This is a genomic window from Pseudomonas moraviensis subsp. stanleyae (assembly GCF_036283065.1).
GTDB classification, from domain to species: domain Bacteria; phylum Pseudomonadota; class Gammaproteobacteria; order Pseudomonadales; family Pseudomonadaceae; genus Aquipseudomonas; species Aquipseudomonas stanleyae.
In genome coordinates, this window is the sequence record NZ_JAADJI010000012.1 from 66,025 (window position 1) to 82,868 (window position 16,844).

The 16,844-nt window shown below is 61.8% G+C and carries 19 protein-coding genes; 7 read left to right on the forward strand and 12 right to left on the reverse strand.

Annotation, left to right across the window (positions count from 1 at the left end; all coding sequences use genetic code 11):
• Positions 1–80: 80 nt before the first annotated feature.
• Positions 81–707, reverse strand: coding sequence for a helix-turn-helix domain-containing protein (locus tag GXB78_RS21750; RefSeq protein WP_329516925.1), 627 nt, complete (start codon positions 705–707; stop codon positions 81–83).
• 46 nt (positions 708–753) lie between these two features.
• Between GXB78_RS21750 and GXB78_RS21755 the strand changes: the two genes are divergently transcribed.
• Positions 754–1,449 (forward strand): B3/B4 domain-containing protein, encoded by a 696-nt coding sequence (locus GXB78_RS21755; protein ID WP_329516926.1) that lies wholly within the window; start codon positions 754–756, stop codon positions 1,447–1,449.
• Positions 1,450–1,733: 284 nt separating this feature from the next.
• On the opposite strand, the gene GXB78_RS21760 is transcribed toward GXB78_RS21755, so the two are convergent.
• Positions 1,734–2,471: an SDR family oxidoreductase gene (locus GXB78_RS21760; protein WP_329516927.1), complete on the reverse strand. Its 738-nt coding sequence runs from the start codon at positions 2,469–2,471 to the stop codon at positions 1,734–1,736.
• 126 nt (positions 2,472–2,597) lie between these two features.
• The gene (locus GXB78_RS21765) at positions 2,598–3,479 is read right to left on the reverse strand and encodes an AraC family transcriptional regulator (protein ID WP_329517084.1); all 882 of its coding nucleotides are present in this window, start codon (positions 3,477–3,479) and stop codon (positions 2,598–2,600) included.
• A gap of 259 nt (positions 3,480–3,738) precedes the next feature.
• On the opposite strand from GXB78_RS21765, the gene GXB78_RS21770 reads away from it, so the two are divergent.
• Both GXB78_RS21770 and GXB78_RS21775 read left to right on the forward strand, forming a co-directional pair.
• Positions 3,739–4,503: an SDR family NAD(P)-dependent oxidoreductase gene (locus GXB78_RS21770; RefSeq protein WP_329516928.1), complete on the forward strand. Its 765-nt coding sequence runs from the start codon at positions 3,739–3,741 to the stop codon at positions 4,501–4,503.
• Between the two features lie 174 nt (positions 4,504–4,677).
• On the forward strand, positions 4,678–5,595 hold the full coding sequence (locus GXB78_RS21775; RefSeq protein WP_329516929.1) for an AraC family transcriptional regulator: 918 nt from the start codon (positions 4,678–4,680) through the stop codon (positions 5,593–5,595).
• A gap of 6 nt (positions 5,596–5,601) precedes the next feature.
• On the opposite strand, the gene GXB78_RS21780 is transcribed toward GXB78_RS21775, so the two are convergent.
• Entirely contained in the window at positions 5,602–6,672 is a 1,071-nt protein-coding gene (locus GXB78_RS21780) for an aromatic ring-hydroxylating dioxygenase subunit alpha (RefSeq protein WP_329516930.1), read from the reverse strand.
• 34 nt (positions 6,673–6,706) lie between these two features.
• Positions 6,707–7,660 (reverse strand): PDR/VanB family oxidoreductase, encoded by a 954-nt coding sequence (locus GXB78_RS21785; protein ID WP_329516931.1) that lies wholly within the window; start codon positions 7,658–7,660, stop codon positions 6,707–6,709.
• On the opposite strand from GXB78_RS21785, the gene GXB78_RS21790 reads away from it, so the two are divergent.
• Both GXB78_RS21790 and GXB78_RS21795 read left to right on the forward strand, forming a co-directional pair.
• Complete coding sequence (locus GXB78_RS21790; protein ID WP_329516932.1) at positions 7,659–7,811, forward strand: hypothetical protein; 153 nt, start codon at positions 7,659–7,661, stop codon at positions 7,809–7,811. The two genes, GXB78_RS21785 and GXB78_RS21790, sit on opposite strands and share 2 nt — an antisense overlap.
• 137 nt (positions 7,812–7,948) lie before the next feature.
• Positions 7,949–8,416 carry a MarR family winged helix-turn-helix transcriptional regulator gene (locus GXB78_RS21795; RefSeq protein ID WP_329516933.1) on the forward strand — a complete coding sequence of 156 codons (468 nt, stop codon included), beginning with the start codon at positions 7,949–7,951 and terminating at the stop codon, positions 8,414–8,416.
• Here the strand turns inward: GXB78_RS21795 and GXB78_RS21800 are convergent.
• Together GXB78_RS21800 and GXB78_RS21805 are read right to left on the reverse strand one after the other, a co-directional pair.
• Positions 8,391–9,353, reverse strand: coding sequence for a LysR family transcriptional regulator (locus GXB78_RS21800; protein WP_329516934.1), 963 nt, complete (start codon positions 9,351–9,353; stop codon positions 8,391–8,393). The genes GXB78_RS21795 and GXB78_RS21800 overlap by 26 nt on opposite strands.
• Positions 9,354–9,448: 95 nt before the next feature.
• Complete coding sequence (locus GXB78_RS21805) at positions 9,449–10,159, reverse strand: SDR family NAD(P)-dependent oxidoreductase (protein ID WP_329516935.1); 711 nt, start codon at positions 10,157–10,159, stop codon at positions 9,449–9,451.
• Positions 10,160–10,521: 362 nt separating this feature from the next.
• Here GXB78_RS21805 and ycaC point away from each other — a divergent pair, with 362 nt between their 5' ends.
• The gene (gene ycaC, locus GXB78_RS21810) at positions 10,522–11,151 is read left to right on the forward strand and encodes an isochorismate family cysteine hydrolase YcaC (protein WP_016774235.1); all 630 of its coding nucleotides are present in this window, start codon (positions 10,522–10,524) and stop codon (positions 11,149–11,151) included.
• Positions 11,152–11,343: 192 nt separating this feature from the next.
• Here the strand turns inward: ycaC and GXB78_RS21815 are convergent, their stop codons facing one another.
• The 3 genes from GXB78_RS21815 to GXB78_RS21825 form a co-directional block, all read right to left on the reverse strand.
• The gene (locus tag GXB78_RS21815; RefSeq protein WP_329516936.1) at positions 11,344–12,042 is read right to left on the reverse strand and encodes a tRNA (adenine(22)-N(1))-methyltransferase; all 699 of its coding nucleotides are present in this window, start codon (positions 12,040–12,042) and stop codon (positions 11,344–11,346) included.
• 130 nt (positions 12,043–12,172) lie between these two features.
• A complete protein-coding gene (locus GXB78_RS21820) occupies positions 12,173–13,222 on the reverse strand; it encodes an NAD(P)-dependent alcohol dehydrogenase (RefSeq protein WP_329516937.1) in 1,050 nt (349 codons plus the stop codon).
• 146 nt (positions 13,223–13,368) lie between these two features.
• Positions 13,369–13,596 carry a hypothetical protein gene (locus GXB78_RS21825; protein ID WP_329516938.1) on the reverse strand — a complete coding sequence of 76 codons (228 nt, stop codon included), beginning with the start codon at positions 13,594–13,596 and terminating at the stop codon, positions 13,369–13,371.
• A gap of 165 nt (positions 13,597–13,761) precedes the next feature.
• On the opposite strand from GXB78_RS21825, the gene GXB78_RS21830 reads away from it, so the two are divergent.
• On the forward strand, positions 13,762–13,971 hold the full coding sequence (locus GXB78_RS21830; protein WP_051600414.1) for a hypervirulence associated TUDOR domain-containing protein: 210 nt from the start codon (positions 13,762–13,764) through the stop codon (positions 13,969–13,971).
• On the opposite strand, the gene GXB78_RS21835 is transcribed toward GXB78_RS21830, so the two are convergent.
• Positions 13,968–15,221 (reverse strand): NAD(P)/FAD-dependent oxidoreductase, encoded by a 1,254-nt coding sequence (locus tag GXB78_RS21835; RefSeq protein WP_329516939.1) that lies wholly within the window; start codon positions 15,219–15,221, stop codon positions 13,968–13,970. The genes GXB78_RS21830 and GXB78_RS21835 overlap by 4 nt on opposite strands.
• Positions 15,211–16,803, reverse strand: coding sequence for an aldehyde dehydrogenase (NADP(+)) (locus tag GXB78_RS21840; protein WP_329516940.1), 1,593 nt, complete (start codon positions 16,801–16,803; stop codon positions 15,211–15,213). Before GXB78_RS21840 ends, GXB78_RS21835 begins: the two co-directional genes overlap by 11 nt.
• Between the last annotated feature and the right edge of the window lie 41 nt (positions 16,804–16,844).

The following is a 16,844-nucleotide window of genomic DNA, read 5'->3' on the forward strand; positions in this document are numbered from 1 at the left end:
ATCTGAGTTCGACTGAGAAATTTCAGGTCGATGTAGCTAGCGCAATCAACTCGGTCAGTTCCCTCTCCCTTGGGAGAGGGCTAGGGTGAGGGGCTTTCCCTGGCACCCTGATGCAGTTCAGTCACCGACATCGTGAACACCAGTTTCGAGCGCCCATGGTTGGCATACCCATGCGCAACATCCGTCCTCGCCACCGCCGAACACCCAGGCCCGACAATCAGCTCGGCATCGCCAACTTTCAGATGCAACGTGCCTTTCTCGACATGAAACAACTCGGTGGTGCCATTCGGGTGACCGGCTGAAGAAAACGACTCGCCAGGAAACAGCTCCCAGCGCCACAACTCAAGCATGTTCGGCCCGCTGGTACCGGCCAGCAGGCGCGCCGATCCGCCCAGTTCACCGGACCACAGCGTGGGGATGTCCTCACTGTCGATCAAATGCGCCGCCGGTGTGGCGGCGACATTGACGAAGTCCGCCACGGACAAGCCCAGCGCCGCGGCGATCTTGCACAGGGTCGCGATGCTCGGGTTGGCCGAGCCTTTCTCGATCTCGACCACCATGCCTTTGCTCACGCCCGAGCGTCGGGATAGTTCGTCGAGGGTGATGCTCTGTTGTTTGCGCGTCTGTTTGAGCGTGCGGGAAACCGCTGCACTGACAGTCTGAACGTCGGCGCCGGCTTCGGTCGTTATATTGACTTTATTGGTCATTGATCGCTAGCATCGTTTGAAATTCGGGTATGAGGGGGATTCTGGGATGCTGTCTGCCGTGCCGTCAATCGATCCGACTGTTGCGCAACTGGCGCCGGGGTTCAGAGCGCTGAGTATTGTCGTGCAAGCCGCGCCGATTATTAACGCTGAGGTGGCAGCTCGTACGCTGGCCAGAGCCTGTCAGGCCGTCGCCGCCGGTGCTCCGGCGTGGGCGCCTGCACATCTACAGGCCTGGGCCGATGTCTTTCGCCAGTTTGGCGCCAAGCCGCAGCGCACGCCTTGCTCGGCCGAGGCACTGCGCAAGCGCGTATTGCGCGACGGCGGGTTGCCGAGCATCGATCCGGTGGTCGATCTGTACAACGCCATCAGCCTCGAATACGCGATTCCTGTCGGGGGTGAGAATGCCGAGGCCTACGTCGGCTCGCCGCGTCTGGTAGTGGCCGATGGCAGCGAGCCGTTCGACACGATGAAGGAGGGCCAGCCCGCGCATGAATTCCCGGACGCCGGCGAAGTGGTCTGGCGCGATGATCAGGGTGTGACCTGCCGGCGCTGGAACTGGCGCCAGGGCGTGCGAACCCGCCTCGATGCGCAGGCCCGGCACATGTGGTTCATCCTCGAAAGCCTGCCGGCCATGCCGCTGGAAGCGCTGACCGAGGCGGGCGACAAGCTCATCGAAGGCCTGCAGCAAATGATGCCCGGCGCCGAGATCGAAAGCATGTTGATCGGGCCGGGGGCGCATTAGGTTAGATATGAGTGCCAGCCCGTTTCGTCAGCGGCACCGCGATTCCCTGTGGGAGCGAGCCTGCTCGCGAATGCGGCGGCACATTCAACATCATATGCGCCTGACCCAGCGCTATCGCGAGCAGGCTCGCTCCCACAATGTTCCGTGTTGACCAATGATTTGGTGGTGCTACAACCCTCTGTGGGAGCGAGCCTGCTCGCGAATGCGGCGGCACATTCAACATCATATTCGCCTGACCCAGCGCTTTCGCGAGCAGGCTCGCTCCCACAGATTGACTCCTGGTCTCAGTAAGGGCTCGCCGTTGGGCGTACGATAAGTTCGCTGACGTCGACATCTGCCGGTTGTTCGACGGCGTAGGCAATCGCGCGGGCGATGGCTTCGGCGGGGATGGCGATCTTGCGGAAAGACTTCATTTCAGCGCGGCCGCCTTCGTCGGAGATGCTGTCGGCGAGTTCCGATTCAGTCACGCCCGGTGCGATGACGGTGACGCGGATATCGCCGCCGACTTCCTGGCGCAAGCCTTCGGAAATCGCCCGTACTGCGTATTTGGTCGCGCAATACACCGCTGCGGTGGGGCTGACGGCGTAGGCGCCGATCGAGGCGATGTTGATGATCTGCCCGGCGCGCTGGCGCTGCATCAAGGGCAGGCTGGCGGCGATGCCGTGGAGTACGCCACGGATGTTGACGTCGATCATGCGGTTCCACTCATCGACCTTCAGCGCGTCCAGCCGCGACAACGGCATGACCCCAGCGTTGTTGACCAGCACATCGACGCGGCCGTAATGCTCGACGGCGAAATCAACGAAGCGCTGCACATCCTGCTGATCGGTGACGTCCAGTGCGCGGAACTGCGCGTGGCCACCGGCGCCGTTGATCTCTTCGGCAATCAGCGCCAGACGCTCGGTGCGCCGCGCGCCCAACACCACTTTGGCGCCACGTTCGGCGAGCAGGCGTGCGGTGGCTTCGCCGATGCCGCTGCTGGCGCCAGTAATCACGATCACTTTGTCTTGAATGTTCAGCATGATGTCGTCCTCTTCGCAGTGCCCGGGAGTGGGCTTGGAAGAAGGTTAAGCGCGGCGGCTCATGGGCTATTAATCGATTCCTCCACGGAATTTGCCCAATTCTGCTGCATCGCTTTCGAGGCCTTTTCAGGCGCCCCGTGGCGCATCGCGGTAGGCACTAGGCGTGACGCCAACTTCGCGGCGGAACACTTGGGAAAAATGGCTGGGGCTGGAGTAGCCAACCTCCAGGCCAATATCAATCACGCTGCGCGCGGTCTCCAGTAACAGATGACGCGCGCGGCTCATGCGCAGGCGGATGAAGTATTGCGAGGGTGATAAGCCGGTGGCGCGCTTGAAGGTGCGGCTGAAGTGGTAGTCGCTCAACTCGGCGATGCCGGCCAGATGAGCGAGGCTGAAATCCTCCGCCAGATTCGCATTCATCGCTTCAAGCACCCGGCGCAGTTTGTAGGCGGGCAGGGCGTTGTCGCGGCGCGGGTTGCTGTCCGGGTCGAGATAGTGGCGCAGCAGATGGATCGCCAACGCCTGAGCCAGGCTGTGCACCAGCAGTGTGCTGGGCTGGCGTTGCTCGGTCAGTTCGATGCGCAGTTGCTCAAGGATGAAGCTGACCTGCTCGTCACGCGCACCGGACACGTCGATGAACGTCACCGCGCCGGCGTGTTCGCCGAAAGCTTCGCGGGCCGCTTGTTCGATCAGGCCCAGACCGAGGTAAAGGTGCATCACTTCGAAGACCTCGCAGCCTTCGGTCTGCCAACGCATTTCATAAGGTTCGCGGGTGTTGGTCAGGAAGAAATCGCCCGCCGTGACCTGGCTCGCCTGCCATTCTCCACCCAATGAACGTTCCTCGACCCGGGCAGTGCCCGCCAATACCAGCACCAGCAACGGTTCGGCCACGCATGGCACGCGGATCGGTTCGAGCAGGGTCTGATGGCGGAACAGCTGCACCACTGCATCCTTGATCTGCGGCCGCGGCGTCGTCGTTTCCGCGACACCGGGCAAGTGCTCCGGCATGGCTTCGGCGGCGATGCGCGCGGGCTGGCTGATTGGCGGCGTAGCAGGGCTGGCAGACGGCACGGGACACTCCATGAAAAGCTTCGGCTGCGGATGGTTTCGAAGATTAGGGCGGGTGGACAGGAAACTCCAGCGCAAAACTCCGACAGTCCCGGCAATCGCGCGAAAGCCCGGCGGCGGAGAGTGCGCGACAGTGAAGCCGTGTTTACGAATGCGCCGCAGCGGCGCAACACCGATTCGCTATCGAGGAGTAAGAACCATGACTGATCTCAACCACACCCTGCCAAAAGAAGTTGCCGGTAAAGTTGCACTGGTCACTGGCGCAGCCAGCGGCATCGGCAAGGCCATCGCGCTGATGCTGCATGCTCGCGGCGCCAAGGTGATTGCCGAAGACCTCAACCCGGCTGTCGAAGAACTGGCTCGTCCCGATCTGCTGCCGCTGGTAGCGGACATCACCGAGGACGGCGCCGCCGAACGCGCAGTCGGCCTTGCCGTCGAGCAGTTCGGGCGCCTGGATATTCTGGTCAACAACGCCGGGATCATCATCAACAAAGCGGTGATCGACATGAGCCGCGACGACTGGGAAAAGATCCAGGCAGTGAATGCCACGGCGGCCTTCCTGCACTGCCGCGAAGCGGTCAAGGCAATGATCCCGAACAAGTCCGGTGCAATCGTCAATATCGCTTCCTATGCCTCGTACTTCGCCTTCCCGACGATTGCCGCCTACACCGCCTCGAAAGGTGCGCTGGCACAACTGACCCGCACGCTGGCGCTGGAAGTCATCGAGCACGGCATTCGCGTCAATGCCATCGGCGTCGGCGACGTGGTGACCAATATCCTCAATGATGTGGTCGAGGACGGCCCGGGATTCCTTGCGCAACACGGTGAAGCGGCACCGATCGGTCGCGCGGCGCAGCCGGAAGAGATCGCCGAAATCGTCACCTTTCTCGCCTCCGACCGCGCCAGCTTCATGGTCGGCTCGGTGGTCATGGCCGATGGCGGCATGACGGTAACCGCAGGCTGATAGCGGCGTGGCAAGCCATGGGCGCGTGCGATCACGTGCCCATGGCTTTAACACGATCCGACCGACGCAGAATCAGGCAAATCTGCAGCATCTTTGATCTAGTCGACGCTGGGTAAAACTGGCTAATCTTCATCCGCAGTTGACCCACCTTCGTCTGCTTTCGAGGCCCTTTGCATGGATAACCACGACGCTTCCATCCTTCACGACACGGCGGTGTATCGCGCCGAACTGGTGCGCCTGCTGACTCAGCGTTTCGACGCGCCGGGCACCTACGAAACCGCGATTGCGCCGCTGCACGTGATCCGTCTCGATGGGCCGTCCGAGCTGATCCATGTCGTGCACCGTCCGGCGCTGTGCCTGATTGTGCAGGGGCGCAAAGAGGTCGGGTTGGGCGACGAACGCTTCCTCTACGATCCGTTGAATTACCTGGTGGTGTCGGTGACGTTGCCGGTATCGGGCCGGGTGATCGAAGCCTCGCCCGAGGCACCGTATTTTTGCGTCCGCCTGGATTTCGACCCGGCGCAACTCACGCAACTGATAGCCGAATCGCCGCTGACCGGGGTGCCGCAGGAAACCGGGCGCGGGATGTTTCTCGACAAGATCGACGTGACCCTGCTCGACACCATGCTGCGACTGGTGCGCCTGCTGGATAACCCGCGCGACATCGGCATGCTCGCACCGATGGCGCTGCGCGAGCTGTATTACCGCCTGCTGCGTGGTCAGCACGGGCATTTGCTGTATGAAATCGCCGTCAGCGATTCGCAGACCCATCGGGTCACGCGGGCCATCGACTGGCTGAACAGGAATTTCACCGAGCCGCTGCGCATCGACGCCCTGGCGCAGGTGGCCAACCTGAGCAGTTCGGCGCTGCACCATCGCTTCAAAGCCGTCACCGCCATGAGCCCGCTGCAGTATCAAAAACAGTTGCGCTTGCAGGAAGCGCGCCGGCTGATCATCAACGAAGGGCTGGACGTGTCCAGCGCCTGTTACCGCGTCGGCTACGAAAGCGCTTCGCAGTTCAGCCGCGAATACAACCGCCAGTTCGGCTGCCCGCCATCGAAGGAACTCAGCCGCCTGCGCCAGACCGGCTGAAGCGGCTCACGCCTGGCGCAGTTGCTCGATGATCCGCCGGGCGCGGTTGGCGCCGACGTCGACGTGAATGTCGATCATCGGCCGTGCACCGAATCGGCAGAGATTGCGGTACTGCGCTTCGATCACTTGCTTGTCCTCATCGAAGGTCAGGATGGTCTGCTCGACGACCTTGTCCTTGATCGCCTGCGGATCGCTCGCCGGGTTGGTGGCGATGGTCCAGAAATAATGACTGGTGGTCGCGGTTTCCGGGGTCACGCCATGAAAGCCACGCATATGAAAACCACCGCGCTCAGGGTCGTCCAGCGAGTCGCTGCCGGCATCCACCGCACCGGTCCAGATGCGCAGATGGCTGACGTGGAATTCGATTTCCTGCCAACGGTCGACGCTGCCCTTGAACGGGTAGGCGGCGGTGTAGGTCGGCGGTGGCACCGAGTCCGGCATATGGCGCACGACGCGCACCACGTTGCCTTCACTTTCCACGCTCATCCGCGCGTTCATGTGGATGCTCGCGTTGCCGCCGATGGTGCGCAGATGCACGTAGCCCAGGTGACTCAGGTCCATCAGGTTGTCGTGAATCAGCTGATACGGCGCCTCGTAGTGATAGACGCTGCCGTCGAACAGGTATTGGCCGCTGCTGTGCACGGCGTAGTGCGGCGGTTCGCAATCGGGCTCGGGCCGCGCCGCGCTGCCGAACCAGATCCAGACGATCTGGTCCTGCTCGCGCACGTGATAGGCCGGGACTTTGGCCTTGCTCGGGATCTTGTCCTGCCCGGGAATCTCCACGCACTTGCCGGCGGCGTCGAACAGCAGTCCGTGGTAGCCGCAGCGGATGCCGGAGGCTTCCAGCGTGCCGTTGGATAACGGTAGGGCGCGATGGCAGCAACGGTCTTCGAGGGCCGCGACCGTGCCGTCGGATTTGCGAAACAGCACCACCGGGTGGTTCAGCAAGGTCCGGCCCAGCGGTTTGTCCTTAAGCTCCCAGCCGAGGGCGGCGACGTACCATTGATTCAGCGGGAACTCGGGCAGAGCTGGGGCTGAGAGTTCGCTGGCGAGTGATTCCGGTGTGGACGTGATCATGGGATTCTCCTGTCGAGCCGATTGTTTTTGTTGGTCAGAGATCGAGCACCAGGCGTGGCGTCCTGGCCCGCGAGCAGCACGGCGTGAATTGATCGTTGGCAGCCTGTTCGGCGGCACTGAGGAACTGGTCGCGATGCTCGGGGATGCCGCTGAGCACGCGGGTGACGCAACTGCCGCAGATGCCTTGCTCGCAGGATGAGGCGATGGCCACACCGGCCTCGTCGAGCACTTCGAACACAGTGCGGTCGGCCGGGATCTGGAAGATCTGCCCGCTGCGGGCGAGCTCGACTTCGAAAGCTGCATCGGCGCTGTGATCGATGGGTGCGGCGGCGAAGAACTCGCGGTGGACTCGGTGTGCAGGCCATCCGGCATGCTGCGCGGTGTCGATGACGTGATTCATGAATCCGCTTGGGCCGCAGACGTACAGGTGACTGCCTGCCTCGGGCGAGGCGAGCAGCGCTGCGGCGTCGAGCTTCTGCGACGGCGCGCCACTGTCATCATGCAGAATCACGCGCCCGGCAAAAGGAGCTTGCGCCAGCAGCGGCAGAAACGCTGCACGCTCGCTGGAGCGAAAGCAGTAATGCAGTTCGAAAGGCACGTCTTGCTGAGCCAGGGTATAAGCCATCGCCAGCATCGGCGTGATGCCGATGCCGCCGGCAAACAGCAAATGTCGCGAGGCGGTGAGTTCAAGCGCGAACAGATTGCGCGGGGCGCTGATCATCAGCTTTTGCCCGGTGAGGATCTGCTCGTGCATGGCCTGCGAACCGCCACGGGATTGTGGATCCTTGAGCACGCTGATCAGATAGCGCTGGCGCTCTCTCGGGTCGTTGCACAGGGAGTATTGGCGGACCAGGCCGCCGGCCAGATGAACATCAATGTGCGCGCCCGCTTCAAACGGCGGCAACTCGGTGCCATCCGCGGCGCTTAATTCGAAACTGCAGATGCCTTCGGCTTCGCAGGTTTTGCCGGTGACGATGACGTTGAGCATGACCTGTCCCTCCACATTGAAGTGGCTGCTGAAAAAAGACTTATGGGATAAGGGGGGAAAGGATCAGCCGGGGGCGGGCGGCGGCGAGGTGATCGCCGAATTTGGCCACTCGACGCACGCACAAATGAAAGGGTTCATGACCAACACCTGATAATTATTTTTATGACGCGAGCGACGGCCTATCATTCAGCCAAATCGCCCGCAACGTTCGGCAGGGAAATCCTCTGATTATTTAGTTGCGGTGTCAACCAATAATCCGGCGTTTCGTCGTTTTCGAGTAAATTTTCGATGTCTGCAGAACCGCAACTGAATCTGTCTCGTTATGTTCCCGCGTTGTTGAATTTCCTTTCCAACAAGCTCTCCGCGGGCGCTTCGCAGTGCTATCGCAAGCACTTCGGCATCGGCGTGGTCGAGTGGCGCATGCTCTCGATGCTGGCGGTGGAAAACGACATCACCGCCAACCGCATTTCGCAAACCATTGGTCTCGACAAGAGCGCGGTCAGTCGTTCATTGCAGGCGCTGGAGAAAGCCGGGCACGTCCGCAGTCAGGTCGACGCGAAGGACGCGCGGCGCAATACGGTCAGCCTCACCGCGAGCGGCAAGGCACTGCATGCGCGCGTGCTGAAAGTGGCATTGGAGCGCGAGCGGCGTTTGCTCAGCGGCTTGTCGGAAGCGGAAGTCGATACGCTGATCGAACTGCTCGGGCGCCTGCATGCACAGGTGCCGAACGTTAACGAGTACGACCCGGCGCAGTGAATGCCGACGGACTGCCAGAAGCAGCCCATTCATCCCGAAACCCCAACAGGAAATCCACAAATGCCCGCACCCGTTGCGGCACATAGCGGCCGTGCGGGTAGAGCAGGGTATACGGCCGCGAACGGCCAGTGTACGGCTGCAGCACTTCAATCAGCCGGCCATCGGCGAGTTCTTGCTCGACGATGAATCGGTAAGTCTGAAACAGCCCGGCGCCGTGTTTGGCCAGTGTCACACCGCCGAGCACATCGTCGGAGCAGGAATAGCCACCGTCGGTAATCACTTCGCGGTCCCGGCCGTTTTCCTGAAACAACCAGGAAATCCGCCGACCACTGCTGGGCAATTCGAACTGGATGCACTCATGCTCGATCAAGTCGTCGAGGGTCTGCGGCGTGCCGGCTCTCTGGAGATATTCGGGGGAGGCGACCACCACCAGGCTGGCGTCTTCCAGCAGGCGCGCGATCAGGGTCGAGTCCGGTTGCGCGCGCACGCGTATCGCCAGGTCGTAGCCTTCCTCGACGAAGTCGATATTGCGATTGCCCAGGTGCACGTCGACTGTGACCTCGGGGTACAACGCCCGAAATTTCGGCAGCAGCGGCAGGATGCGGTGATGCCCGTAGGTAGTTGGCAGGCTGATGCGCAGCCGCCCCGACGGCGAAGTCTGCGCGCCCATGACTTCCTGCTGCGCTTCGACCAGTTGCGTCAGGGCCTGGCTGCATTGTTCGAAGAAGCTGCGGCCGGCGTCGGTGAGGCGGATGCTGCGCGTGGTGCGCGCGAACAGGCGTGAACCGAGGCGTTGCTCCAGACGCAGAATCGAGCGGCTGACAGCCGCAGGCGTGACCCCGGCCAGTTGCGCGGCGGCGGTGAAGCTGCCGGCTTCGGCGGCCAGGCAGAACAGTTCGATACTGCCTAACTGCAAGTCTTCAAAATGACGTTTCATTGTGGCTCGCACCGAAGATCGACGGACGTTCACCCTCTGTGTACCACAACCCACGACGCCGCCGGTATCCACCGGCGGCGTCGGAGGGGATTCAATCAATGGCCGGCGCTCTGGCCACCGTCGACATGCAGGATCTCGCCAGTGACGAACTTCGCGCTGTCGAGATAGAGGATCGCTTGCACGATGTCGTCGATTTCACCCATGTGGCCGACCGGGTGCAGGCTGCCCAGCGCCTGATGGGTTTCCTCGGCGTGCATCGGCGTCTTGATGATGCCCGGCGACACGGCATTGGCCCGAATGCCGCGCTTGGCGTACTCGATGGCCAGGGATTTGGTCGCGGCGTTGATGCCGCCCTTGGTCAGCGATGCCAATACCGAAGGCACGCCATCAACCGCATGATCGACCAGACTGGTGGTCACGCTGACGACGTGGCCGCTGCCGTGCTTTTCCATCTCGGCGATGGCCAGTTGCGAGATGTAGAAGAAGCCGCTCATGTTGGTCGCCACGACCTGGGCATAGTCCGCCTGGCTGTAAGCGGTAAACGGCTTGGCCAGGAAGATTCCGGCATTGTTGACCAGCGTATCGACGCGACCAAAACGTTCCACTGCGGCGCGAATCACTCGTTCGGCGGTTTGTGGATCGGCGATGTCACCGGCGACGGCCAGAATATCCGGGTCGCTCGATTCTTTGATCGAACGCGAGGTCGCGACCACTTGATGGCCAAGGGCGCGAAAGCCTTCGACCAGACCTGCGCCAATGCCTTGCGAGGCGCCGGTGATGACAACTACTTTTTTCGATGTGCTCATGATGATTTCCTCTGTCGCCGGCCCGTCAGGATGGCGGGTGGCTGTTGGAGAGGACTTTAGGAAGTTGCGACGAGTTGATAAATGGGGGCGCAGGTACATCATTTGTACTTCGGTGTATCTAATCAGGGTGCGTTTGTAGGAGTGAGCCTGCTCGCGATGGCGTCATTTCAATCGAAAAAAATGTTAGCTGACATGACGCTATCGCGAGCAGGCTCACTCCTGCAGGGGGCTCCTTTCGATTGTCCTGTTTGAGTGGACGGTGAAACGCTTTTCAGCCGATTTATCCCTTTGCTGTGCGTCAGTAATCTGTACCCAACTTGAACGCAACAACAAAACTTCAAACTTGAAAAGGGACGCACACCATGACCACTCCAACCTACAACCGCCTGAACAAAGACGACGCAATCGTGCTGCTGGTTGACCACCAGACCGGTCTGATCTCGCTGGTGCAGGACTTCTCGCCGAACGAGTTCAAGAACAACGTGTTGGCGCTGGCGGATCTGGCTAAATTCTTCGACCTGCCGACGATCCTCACCACCAGCTTCGAACAAGGCCCGAACGGCCCGCTGGTGCCGGAGCTGAAAGAGATGTTCCCGGATGCTCCTTACATCGCTCGCCCCGGCCAGATCAACGCTTGGGACAACGAAGATTTCGTCAAGGCGATCAAGGCCACAGGGCGCAAGCAGATCATCATTGCCGGTGTGGTGACCGATGTGTGTGTCGCGTTCCCGACCCTGTCAGCACTGGCGGAAGGTTTTGATGTGTTTGTGGTCACCGATGCATCCGGCACTTTCAACACCACCGTGCAGCAAGCGGCGTGGAGCCGTATGACCCAGGCCGGCGCACAAATGATGAACTGGTTCTCGGTCGCCTGTGAGCTGCACCGCGACTGGCGCAACGACATTGAAGGCCTGGGTAATCTGCTGTCGCAGCGAATTCCCAACTACCGCAACCTGATGAACAGCTACTCGGCGCTGACGCAGCAGAAGTAAGTTCACCACCCATGAAAAAGCCTGCTTTCAACAGCAGGCTTTTTGTTTTTCGGACGGATGCGGCCATTTGGTTGCTCTGTAGCGTGACACACCGCTTTCGCGAGCAGGCTCGCTCCCACAGTTGATTATGTTTGCTCAGGAGAAATGCAATTTCCTGTGGGAGCGAGCCTGCTCGCGAAGGCGGCGGCACAGTCACCCGAGCAATTCGCTGATCCACCGCACCTCTTGCTTGATCGCGTGCACTTTGTCGTGCGGCAACACCTGTTGCGCTCTCGTAAACTGCCCCAACGTCTTCTGCCGCTGCTTCAGCCTGCGTTGCCATTTGTGCAGAAATGCCGGGCTGCGCGTCTGCAGATGCAGCGGTCCGAAAAACAGTTGCCTGGCATCGTAAGTCACCGGCTCAAAGGCCCGCTCGGCAACGATGATTTCATAGTCAAAGCGGTTCTCGTGCAGCACCTCCTCACAGATGATCCGATAGCCATTGTCCATCAGCCACCGGCGCAACGCCTGCTCGCCGCCGTTGGGCTGCAGGATCAGCCGTTCGTTGCCATTAAGGTGGGATTTGCCGCCGTCGAAAATATCGCGGATGGTTTCGCCACCCATGCCACAGAGGGTGATGGCGCTGATCGCATCGTCAGCTCTGATCGCCGCCAGACCATCGGCCAGGCGCACGCTGATCTGGCCGTGCAGGTCGTTGTCATTGACGGAGCGTTGCGCTGCGTGGAACGGCGTCAACGCGACCTCGCCAGCGACCGCCGTTGCAATCAGGCCCCGACGCATCAGGGCTACCGGCAGATAACCGTGATCGGAGCCGATATCGGCCAGTCGTGCGCCAAGCGGCACATGAGCGGCGACGCGTTCAAGGCGCATGGACAATGTCTGTTGGTTCAACGGCGACCCCTGTTCACCCAACGGTGGAAAAAGGGGTGCGACTCTGGCGAGCAACGGTGGCGCTGTCAAATCGCGCCGATGAAATCCCTCGTGCCATCGGCAGCACAGCGCTGCCGATGGCTGCTTGCGCTTAGCCGGCGAGGGTTGCGTTGTCGATGACGAAGCGGTATTTCACATCGCCCTTGAGCATGCGCTCGTAGGACTCGTTGATCTGGTCGGCGCGGATCAGTTCGATGTCGGAAACGATGCCGTGCTCGGCGCAGAAATCCAGCATCTCCTGGGTTTCTGGAATGCCGCCGATCATCGAGCCGGCGATGGTGCGGCGCTTCATGATCAGGTTGAACACATTCGGCGATGGGTGCGGCGAGGCGGGCGCGCCGACCAGGGTCAAGGCGCCGTCGCGTTTGAGCAGGACGAGGAAGGCGTCGAGATCATGCGGCGCGGCGACGGTATTGAGGATCATGTCGAAGCTTTTGGCGTGTGCCGCCATTTCCTCGGCATTGCGCGACACCACCACTTCGTCCGCGCCAAGTGCCCTGGCCGCTTCGCGCTTGGATTCGGAGGTGGTGAAGGCGACGACATGGGCGCCCATGGCGTGGGCCAGTTTGATGCCCATGTGACCGAGGCCACCGATGCCGACCACGCCGACTTTCTTGCCGGGGCCGGCGTGCCACTGACGCAGCGGCGAGTATGTGGTGATGCCGGCGCAGAGCAGCGGCGCGACGGCGGCCAGTTGCGCCTCGGGATGACGGATGCGCAACACATAGCGCTCGTGCACGACGATGTTCTGCGAGTAGCCGCCGAGGGTCCAGCCCGGTGCGTCCGGAGTTGGGAAATTGTAGGTGCCGATCATGCCGTCGCAGTAATTTTCCAGACCGGACTCGCAGTCATCGCAGTGCTTGCAACTGTCGACGATGCAACCGACACCGACCAGATCGCCGACCTTGTAGTCTTTGACGTGATTACCGACCGCCGAGACGCGGCCAACGATTTCATGGCCGGGAACGCAGGGAAACTGCGTGCCAGCCCATTCCGCGCGCACTTGGTGCAGGTCGGAATGGCAGATGCCGCAGAAGGCGATATCGATCTGCACATCATGCGCCGCCGGGGCGCGGCGGTTGATCTGCAAGGGCTCAAGGGGTTTGTCGCCAGCGTGGGCGCCGTAAGCTTGTACGAGCATGTGAGCATCCTCCATGGGGTAGTCGGACGCCCATTGTTGCGCCTGCGTCCGCGAACGAAATAGTGCATTTCTGTGAAATGCTTGCCTGATTCTGCCGTTGACTGAAGAACCGAAAGGCAGTCGTAGGGACGGCTGCCTTTCAAGGCTCAACGCGGATTAGGCTGATTGTCCATCTCGGCGTTATCGGTTTCCTGACGTACACGCTCGGGATCCAGTCCCGCATCGTCATCATCCAGGGGGATTTCGCCTTCGTTGTCGGGCAGTTCGTCGATGCCGCGCTCCTTCATCGGATCGACCTCGGTACGCCCCGGACTCAGCGGGTCGGGCGTGGTTGGGAGCGGATCGTCACCTTGCTTGCCTTGGTCGTTGTTCATCTCACACCTCGCTTTGGCCGTTTTCTACGGCTTGTGCAGGTTGGAGGTGCGGGCGATTTTCACCGTTCGATTTTTTTGCCTGCCAATGGTCGCCTCGCAGAAAAGCGGAATTTCTCCGGCGCGTGCGGTTCCATACACCAACAAGCCAGAGGCGAGGACGCAATGATGAGCAGCTCATTCAAGGTCGGTGACGCGGTGCGCTGGAATTCCGAGGCCGGCGAGATCCACGGCAAAGTGGTCAAGGTGCACACCCGTGACACCGAGTTCATGGGCCGTCACCGCCCGGCCTCGAAAGACGCCCCGCAATACGAGGTCAAGAGCGACAAGACCGGTCACCTGGCCATGCATCACGGCGACGCGCTGAAGCACGCTTAGAAGCGCGCGAGTCGGTAGGGTTCGATGTCCGGCAACGACACGGTGGCGTCAGAGATCATCTGCCCGATCATCTCCGCTGTGACCGCCGCCTGGGTCAGTCCCAGATGCTGATGACCGAAGGCAAGCAAGACCTTGCCGTCGCAAACCTGATCGATCACCGGTAGCGAATCGGGCAGTGACGGTCGAAAGCCCATCCACGGTATCGCGCCATCAGCATTCAGGTCATGGCGGAACAGGCCTTGGCTCAAGCGCTGCAACTGCCAGGCGCGCGCCATGTTGGCAGGCCGCTCCAGCCCGGCGAACTCGACCGTGCCGGCCAGGCGCAGGCCCTCGCTCATGGGCGTCATGATGAACTTGCGTTCCAGCGAGGTGACGGGGAAGGGCAGGCGATCATGCTCGTGCGGCAGCATCAGGTGATAGCCGCGCTCGGTGTCCAGCGGCACCTGCTTGCCAGTCAGCGCAGCGGTGAGTTTCGCCGAGTGTGCACCGCAGGCCAGTAACACTCGGCTGGCCTTTACCCCGCCATTGCCGGTGACCAACAAGACGCCGTTTTCCTGCACGTAGCCGCCCTGAACTTGCTGCTTGAGAAAACTCACGCCGCAGCTTTGAGCCGCCTCGACCAGTGCACACACCACCCGATAGGGATCGAGGAAATGCCCGGTGCGCGGGAAAAACAGTCCACCCTGAATCTGCTCGCTGAGCTGCGGCGCCGTCTCGCGGATTGCCCCGGCCTGCCAGTAATCGACCGGCACTTGCTGCTGCTTCAGGCGAGTCTGCAAGGCTTCGATGGCCTGCCGGGATTCAGCTTTTTCAAAGACCAGTAAGGATCCGTCAATTTTCAGCAGATCCGCGCGCTGGATATCTGCGAGCAAGCGCTGCCATGCATCCAGGCTGCTTTCATTGAGCGCACGCAAACCTGCAACGGTTTTCTGAAAAGGCTCAGGCCGCAGATTCAGCAGCAATCGGGTGAACCACGGCAGGGCGCGCGGCAGGTATTTCCAGTCCAGACGCAGCGGCCCCATCGGGTCCATCAGCATGGCCGGCAAACGCTTGAGAATCGACACGTCAGCGATTGGGAATACCTGCTCGGTAGCCAGATGCCCGGCGTTGCCGAACGAAGCGCCGTGCCCCGGGTCCTGCTGATCGATGACCACCACGCGCAAACCCTGGCGTGCCAGACGCAGTGCGCAAGCGACGCCGATGATCCCCGCGCCGACCACGGCGATGTCGTGCGAAGGATTATTCGCCATGGCGTGTCGCTTCCCGTTGGCCATCGAGCAGCCGCTGCAGGCGTAGCGGATTGGTCTGTTGCAGTGCCGTCGGCAGCAAACTGTCGGGGAAATCCTGATAGCACACCGGCCGCAGGAAACGCTGAATCGCCGCAGTGCCCACCGAGGTGCTGCGCGCATCCGCGGTCGCCGGGTAAGGCCCGCCATGGACCATCGCCTCGCAGACTTCCACGCCAGTCGGCCAGCCGTTGACCAGCAGGCGCCCGGCCTTGCGCTCCAGGGTTGGCAGCAACGCGCGCGCCAGTGCAAGGTCGGCGTCGTCGATGTGCAGGGTCGCGGTCAGTTGGCCTTCGAGGTGTGCGCAGACCTTACGGATTTCTTCGTCGCTGCTGCATTGCACGATCAGCGATGCAGCGCCGAACACCTCAGCCTGCAAACGCTGATCGGCAAGAAAGTCCGCCGCCTCGGTGCTGAACACCTGTGCCTGACATTGATTCGGGCCGTTGCCGGGTTGGCCAGCCGCGACCGCGCGCGTATGGGGATTGTCCTGCAAAGCGGCCACGCCCGTTTCATAAGCCTTGAAGATGCCGGGCGTAAGCATGGTTTGCGCCGCACCGCGCGGGATCAGTTCAGCCACCGCGCCAGCAAACCTGTCGAGCGCCGGACCTTTGCGGGCAATCAGCAATCCCGGGTTGGTGCAGAACTGCCCGGCGCCCAATGTCAGCGACGCGACAAACCCTTCGGCCAGCGCCTGCGTCCGATTTTCCAGCGCAGCGGGAAACAGCAGAACCGGGTTGATCGAACTCATTTCCGCATACACCGGAATTGGCTCCGGGCGCGCCTGCGCGGCTTTCATCAAGGCCAGCCCGCCGGCACGCGAGCCGGTGAAACCAGCGGCTTTGATGCGCCAGTCGCTGACCAGTGCGATGCCGACTTCGTACCCGGAATCGAACAACAGGGAAAACACGCCCTCGGGCAAATCGCAGGCCTTTACCGCTTGCGCCACCGCGCGGCCGACCAGTTCGCTGGTGCCGGGATGGGCGCTGTGCGCCTTGACGATCACCGGGCAACCGGCGGCCAACGCCGCAGCGGTATCGCCCCCGGCCATGGAGAACGCCAGCGGAAAATTGCTCGCGCCAAACACCGTCACCGGCCCCAAGGCAATCTGCCGCTGGCGCAGGTCGGAACGCGGCAGCGGTTGGCGTTGCGGTTGCGCGTTGTCGACGCGCACGTCCAGCCATTCACCGGCGCGCACCGTGCGAGCGAACAGGCGCAGTTGCTGGCAAGTGCGCCCGCGCTCGCCCTGGAGGCGTGAGTGCGGCAAACCCGTTTCGGCGTGGGCGCGCTCGATCAGTTCATCACCGAGGTTTTCGATGTGCTCGGCAATGCTTTCGAGAAATTCGCCACGGGCGCTCAGGCTGGTTTCGCGATATTCGTCTTGTGCTTCCCAGGCCAGGGCGCAGGCCTGTTCCACCTGTTCGGCCGACGCGCCGGCGTACTCTGGTTCAAGTGCCTGGTTGGTCGCCGGATTGATTCCGCGAAAGGCTGGACGATTGCCCGCCACGGAGTGTTGGCCGATCAGCATGTTGCCCGTCAGAGTCATGGTGTCTTCCTGTGAAATGAGCGAGGCCTGCCGCGAATCGT